This is a genomic window from Kitasatospora sp. NPDC056783, assembly GCF_042789895.1.
Taxonomy (GTDB): Bacteria; Actinomycetota; Actinomycetes; order Streptomycetales; family Streptomycetaceae; genus Kitasatospora.
Map to the genome: position 1 here is coordinate 1 of NZ_JBHUAF010000500.1, position 5,057 is coordinate 5,057.

Annotated in this window: 3 protein-coding genes and 1 pseudogene; 2 read left to right on the forward strand and 2 right to left on the reverse strand. The window is 73.4% G+C overall.

All coding sequences use genetic code 11. The features are described 5' to 3' along the window. Positions 1–25: 25 nt before the first annotated feature. Positions 26–1,369 (reverse strand): nitrate/nitrite transporter, encoded by a 1,344-nt coding sequence (locus ACFRMQ_RS37870; protein WP_380735418.1) that lies wholly within the window; start codon positions 1,367–1,369, stop codon positions 26–28. A 62-nt stretch (positions 1,370–1,431) separates the two neighbouring features. Next, the gene (locus ACFRMQ_RS37875) at positions 1,432–2,664 is read right to left on the reverse strand and encodes a M64 family metallopeptidase (RefSeq protein ID WP_380735419.1); all 1,233 of its coding nucleotides are present in this window, start codon (positions 2,662–2,664) and stop codon (positions 1,432–1,434) included. Positions 2,665–3,025: 361 nt separating this feature from the next. Between ACFRMQ_RS37875 and ACFRMQ_RS37880 the strand changes: the two genes are divergently transcribed. Continuing rightward, positions 3,026–3,949 carry a hypothetical protein gene (locus tag ACFRMQ_RS37880; RefSeq protein ID WP_380735420.1) on the forward strand — a complete coding sequence of 308 codons (924 nt, stop codon included), beginning with the start codon at positions 3,026–3,028 and terminating at the stop codon, positions 3,947–3,949. Between the two features lie 214 nt (positions 3,950–4,163). Then, positions 4,164–5,057 (forward strand): annotated as a pseudogene (locus ACFRMQ_RS37885) (hypothetical protein); the annotation flags it as partial.

Sequence of the window (5,057 nt, forward strand, 5' to 3'; positions counted from 1 at the left end):
GGCCCGGACAGGGCCCGAGCCGGACCTAGCCGGAGACCTTCCGGCGCAGCCGCAGGATCATCGCCGTGCCCACCGCCAGCGGGACGTACTGCCAGCAGAACGCCCAGCGGAAGGCGGTGGCCGAGTACGTCCCGGCGCCGGACGGGGAGAGCGCGTCCAGCAGCACGCCGATGCCGAGCAGGGCGATCATCGTGCCGATGAAGCCGCCCATGTTGACGATCCCGGAGGCGGTGCCGAGCCGCTCCACCGGGTTCCGGGCCCGGGCGTAGTCCAGGCCGACCAGCGAGGCCGGGCCGTTACTGCCCATCACCAGGATGATCCCGATCAGCAGCCAGGTCGGCGGGTGGCCGCCGGGCCAGGCCAGGACCAGGGCCCAGCCGAGCGCGGTGGCCGCGACGACGGTCAGCACGATCGGCATCCTGGCCCGCTCCGAGGCGGAGAGCAGCCGGCCGAAGACGAAGCCGCAGGTCATGTTGGCGAGCACCAGCAGGGTCAGCAGGCCGCCGGCGCCGGCCCGGGACATGCCCTGGGCCTCCACCAGGTAGGGCATGCCCCAGAGCAGGCCGAAGGCGTTGCCGGGGAACTGGGTGGTGAAGTGGATCCAGAGCCCGAGCCGGGTGCCGGGCTCCCGCCAGCAGGCGAGGACCTGCCGGCCGACCCTGGGCCGCCCGGGGAGCGCCTCGGCCGCCGCGGCGGCCTCCTGCGGGGGCGTGTCCCTGAGGAAGAGAGCGACCAGCGCGAACACCGCCACGCCGAGCAGCGCGATCGCGGCGAAGGTGGGCGTCCAGCCCTCGCTGTGCAGCGCCTGGGCGAGCACCACCGTGGTGACCAGGTTGCCGCCCATCCCGGCCAGGCCGGTCAGCTGGGCGACGAACGGGTTCCGGGCCGCCGGGAACCAGCGGGCGGCGATCCGCAGCACGCTGATGAAGGTCATCGCGTCGCCGCAGCCGAGCACCGCCCGGGAGGCCAGCGCGGGGCCGAAGGAGGAGCTGAACGCGAAGGCCAGCTGGCCGGTGCTCAGCAGCAGGACGCCGAGCAGCAGCACCCGGCGCGGCCCGAACCGGTCGACCAGCAGGCCGACCGGGACCTGCATGGCCGCGTAGACCAGCACCTGGAGGATCGAGAAGGTGGAGAGCGCGGAGGCGCCGATGCCGAAGCGCTCGGCGGCGTCCAGTCCGGCCACGCCGAGGCTGGTGCGGTGGATGACGGCCAGGATGTAGACGCTGACGCCGATGGACCAGGCCAGCCAGGCCGCGCGGCCGCCGGGCGGAACGGGAGCGGCCGGCGCGGGCGCGGCCGGGGGCTCGGTGGTGGATCGGGGAGCGGGGACGGACAGGGACGGGGCTGAACGGGCGGGCTCCACGGTCATAGTCAGACCAGATTAGTCATCCCATGATTCGACGCCCAGGTCCGGGGGCGGCGCACCGGGCCTCAGCCCTTCAGCGTCCAGGACACCGAGCGGGTCATGTAGCGCTCCCGGAACGCCTCGTCCCGCACCCAGTCGGTGGTGTCCCGGACGGTCGCCGTCACGGTGGCCGTCCGGCCCGGGGCCAGTTCCAGCTGGGCGGTGTCCAGCCAGGAGCCGTCGGCGGACTGCGGCGTCACGGGGACGCCGTCCACCCTCCACTCCACCTTCAGCTGCCGAGGTCCGGTCAGCGGCAGTGGCCGGACATCCAGCCGGGGCCGGCCGGCCACCTCGCCGGGGGCGGGCTGCGGGGTGTCGGTCGGGCGGACCTTGCGGTACAGCTCCTCGATGATCGCCTCGCGCGAGGGGAGGTTGTACGCGCTGCCCAGGGTGCGCATCACCGAGTCCCGGGTGGGCCGGTAGAGGCCGTTGACGCCGCGGTACGCCCCGATCACACCGGCCCCGTCCGGGGACTCGGCGCCCAGCCAGCGCCACCACTTGACCTGCTTCTTGCGCATGTCGTCGGCGTTGAGGGTGGCGAGGTTCGGGTAGTCGGCGTCGTCCGGGGCGCTGTCGTACTCATCGCCGAGGTCCCCCACGGTGTGCCCGATCTCGTGCTGGATGATCCGGCCGGCGTCCGCGTTGCCGCCCGCCAGGGTGGTCACCCCGGTGCCGCCGGCGCCGCCGTACTCGGTGGAGTTGGCCAGGGCTATCAGGTACTGCGGCCCGGCGCCGTCCCCCGCGTACCGGGCGGTGGCGGTCTCGTCGGCGCAGAGCAGCCGGGCGGTGCCCTCGCACCAGAAGTGCATGCCGAGGGGGGTGGCGGGCTTGCGGCCGCGGCCCTCGGTCTCGGCTATCCCGGAGACCGGGGAGACCACCTCGACCCGTCTTATGTTGAAGAAGCCCTGGTAGGTGCGGAACGGCTCGATGTCCATCAGCGCGTGCCAGGCCCGGTCGGCCTGGAGCCGGAACATGTCCTGCTCCCCGGCCGTGTAGCCGTCGCCGAGCAGCACCAGGGTGATCCGGTTGGCCGGGTCACCGGTGCGGCGTATGTCGACGGTCGGGGCCGCGACGGGCAGCCGCTGGTCGGCGCGCAGCGCGCTGTGCGGCGGCACCGCCCGGTCGGCCGGGACGCCCGGCCCGATCACGCCGAACGGCGACGGGCCGGCCAGCTCCAGGGCTGCCGGGAGCACGGCGGTGGAAACCAGCACGAGTGCGGCCAGGCTCCGTACGAGACGGCCGGGGTTGCCAGACGGCATACGGGTGCGTCCTCGGGGCTCCGGTCACCCGGTGTCGCCCGGGTGGTGGAGCGGAGACGTACCCGGGTGGGTGGGGCTCCCCTGTCCGGACGCGAAAAAGTCACCGAACTGGCCGAACGATCCGGACTTTCCGGATCATTGAGGTCATACCAACCATCACCCGGAAGGGCCCCGGGGACCCGCCGAAGCACTCCGAAAAAAATCTCCAACCCGTCTGCAACCCCCCGTGGGGATGCGCGTCTATACGGATGAAGGCACGGAGAGCGAGACCGGCGGAGCCGGGGGGCGCTTCCGCTCGTGAGGAGCGGAGCCGGTCGTCTTCACCCACACACGCCACACCATGACCCTGGGGAGTCACGTCATGCGCACGTCCGTTATCACCCGTTTTGCGAAGAACGACCGCGCCCTCTCCGGCCGCCGCCGCATCGCCGTCCTCGCCGCCACCACCGTCCTCGCCGGCGGCGTCCAGCTCCTCGCCACCGACACCGCCTGGGCCTGCGGGGACCACCGGACCTCCGGCGCGTACCACGCTCCGACCGACGTGCCCGGCCTCTCCCCCAACACCTCCATCACCTCCGCCAAGTCCTCGGTGGTCGCGGACGGCAGCTGGAACGAGGTCACCGTCAAGGTCGTCAACAAGTCCACCGAGGACGCCCACGGCATGGAGCCCTTCCTCGGCCTCCACACCCCGGGCTCGGGCGCCGCCGCCCGGCTCAAGGACGTCAAGATCCAGTTCGAGGACTACACCGGCGCCTGGAAGGACCTCAAGCTGGTCGACGGCTGCGCCCGCGTCGTCGACATCACCGGCTCCCAGCGCCAGCGGATGTCCGCCGACAGCACGACGGGCTTCAAGTTCCGGTACTCCCTGGCCCCCAGCACCCCGGCCGGCGTGACCACCATCGACCTGCTGGCCTCGACGGAGATGGCCGGCTCCCAGGGGCCGGGCGACTCGGGCTTCAAGCCGGTCAAGGTGACCCACCCCCAGGGCGACGCCACCGCCAAGCCGACCACCCCGGCCAAGCCCAAGCCCGCGCCGACCAAGTCCGCCGAGCCGACCCCGGCCAAGCCCGCCGCCGACAAGACCGCCACCCCCGCCCCGGCCGCCGAGGCCCCGAAGGCGTCGACCCCGACCGCCGCCCCGGCCACCACCGCCCCGGCGGGCACCCCCGAGCTGGCCCACACCGGCGCCTCCTCCACCAACACCTTCCTCGGCCTCACCGCCGCCGCCCTCCTCGCCCTCGGAGGCGGCACCCTGGTCGCCGTCCGCCGGCTCCGCCGCCGGTAGCCGGCGACCTCGGACGGGCCGGCACCGACCCCCGGCCCCGTCCGGAAAAAAGTTCGAACCCACCTGCAACCCCCGCCGGGGATGCGCGTCTATACGGGTGAAGGCACGGAGAGCGAGACCGGCGGAGCCGGGGGGCGCTTCCGCTCAGCAGGAGCGGAGCCGGTCGTCTTCACCCACACACACCATCAGCACCACCACTCTGGGGATCCACGCCATGCGAATGTCCGTTATCACCCGTTTTGCGAAGAACGACCGCGCCCTCTCCGGCCGCCGCCGCATCGCCGTCCTCGCCGCCACCACCGTCCTCGCCGGCGGTGTCCAGCTCCTCGCCACCGACACCGCCTGGGCCGCCACGCCGGCCGCCGCCACCGCACCGGCCACCGCCAAGGCCGCCGCCGCCACCCACCACGGCACCTACGAGGCCGGGTTCCACATGACCCCGGCCGGCCAGACCATCACCGCGGGCGGACCGAAGATCGAGATCGGCGTCAGCGTCACCAACTTCACCGGCGCCCCGTACCAGAACGTCTCCGCGGAGCTCGGGATCTTCAACCCGGGCGCGGGCGGCCTGCGGTCCGAGGACCTCACCATCGAGGTCGCCTCCGGGGGCGGCTGGAAGCCGGTCAAGTTCGTCCACGGCGGCGGCGACCCGTCGGTCTTCACCGTCGCGTCCCCGGCGACCACCACCGCACGCCTGGAGGACGGCCGCGCCGCGAACTTCCTGTTCCGGGTGGGGCTCTCCGCGAAGGCCTCCAAGGAGACGACCGAGCTCGCCTTCGTCCCCGGTGCGAAGGCCCCCGGGTTCGAGATCAAGACCGGCGACATGCTCTTCTTCCACGTGGCGCACGCCGCCGCGCCCGCCCCCGGCACCAAGCCGACCACCCCGGCCAAGCCCAAGCCGACCACCCCGGCGAAGCCCGCGCCGACCAAGTCCGCCGAACCCGCCAAGGCCGCGCAGCCCGTCGCCGACAAGACCAAGGACGCCGCGCCGGCCGCCGAGGCCCCGAAGGCGACGACCCCGACCGCCGCCCCGGCCACCACCGCCCCGGCGGGCACCCCCGAGCTGGCCCACACCGGCGCCTCCTCCACCAACACCTTCCTCGGCCTC

Excerpts from the sequence above, each read along its gene's own strand:
- ACFRMQ_RS37870 (WP_380735418.1), bottom strand. The coding sequence starts at position 1,369 with ATGACCGTGGAGCCCGCCCGTTCAGCCCCGTCCCTGTCCGTCCCCGCT.
- ACFRMQ_RS37875 (WP_380735419.1), bottom strand. The coding sequence starts at position 2,664 with ATGCCGTCTGGCAACCCCGGCCGTCTCGTACGGAGCCTGGCCGCACTC.
- ACFRMQ_RS37880 (WP_380735420.1), top strand. The coding sequence starts at position 3,026 with ATGCGCACGTCCGTTATCACCCGTTTTGCGAAGAACGACCGCGCCCTC.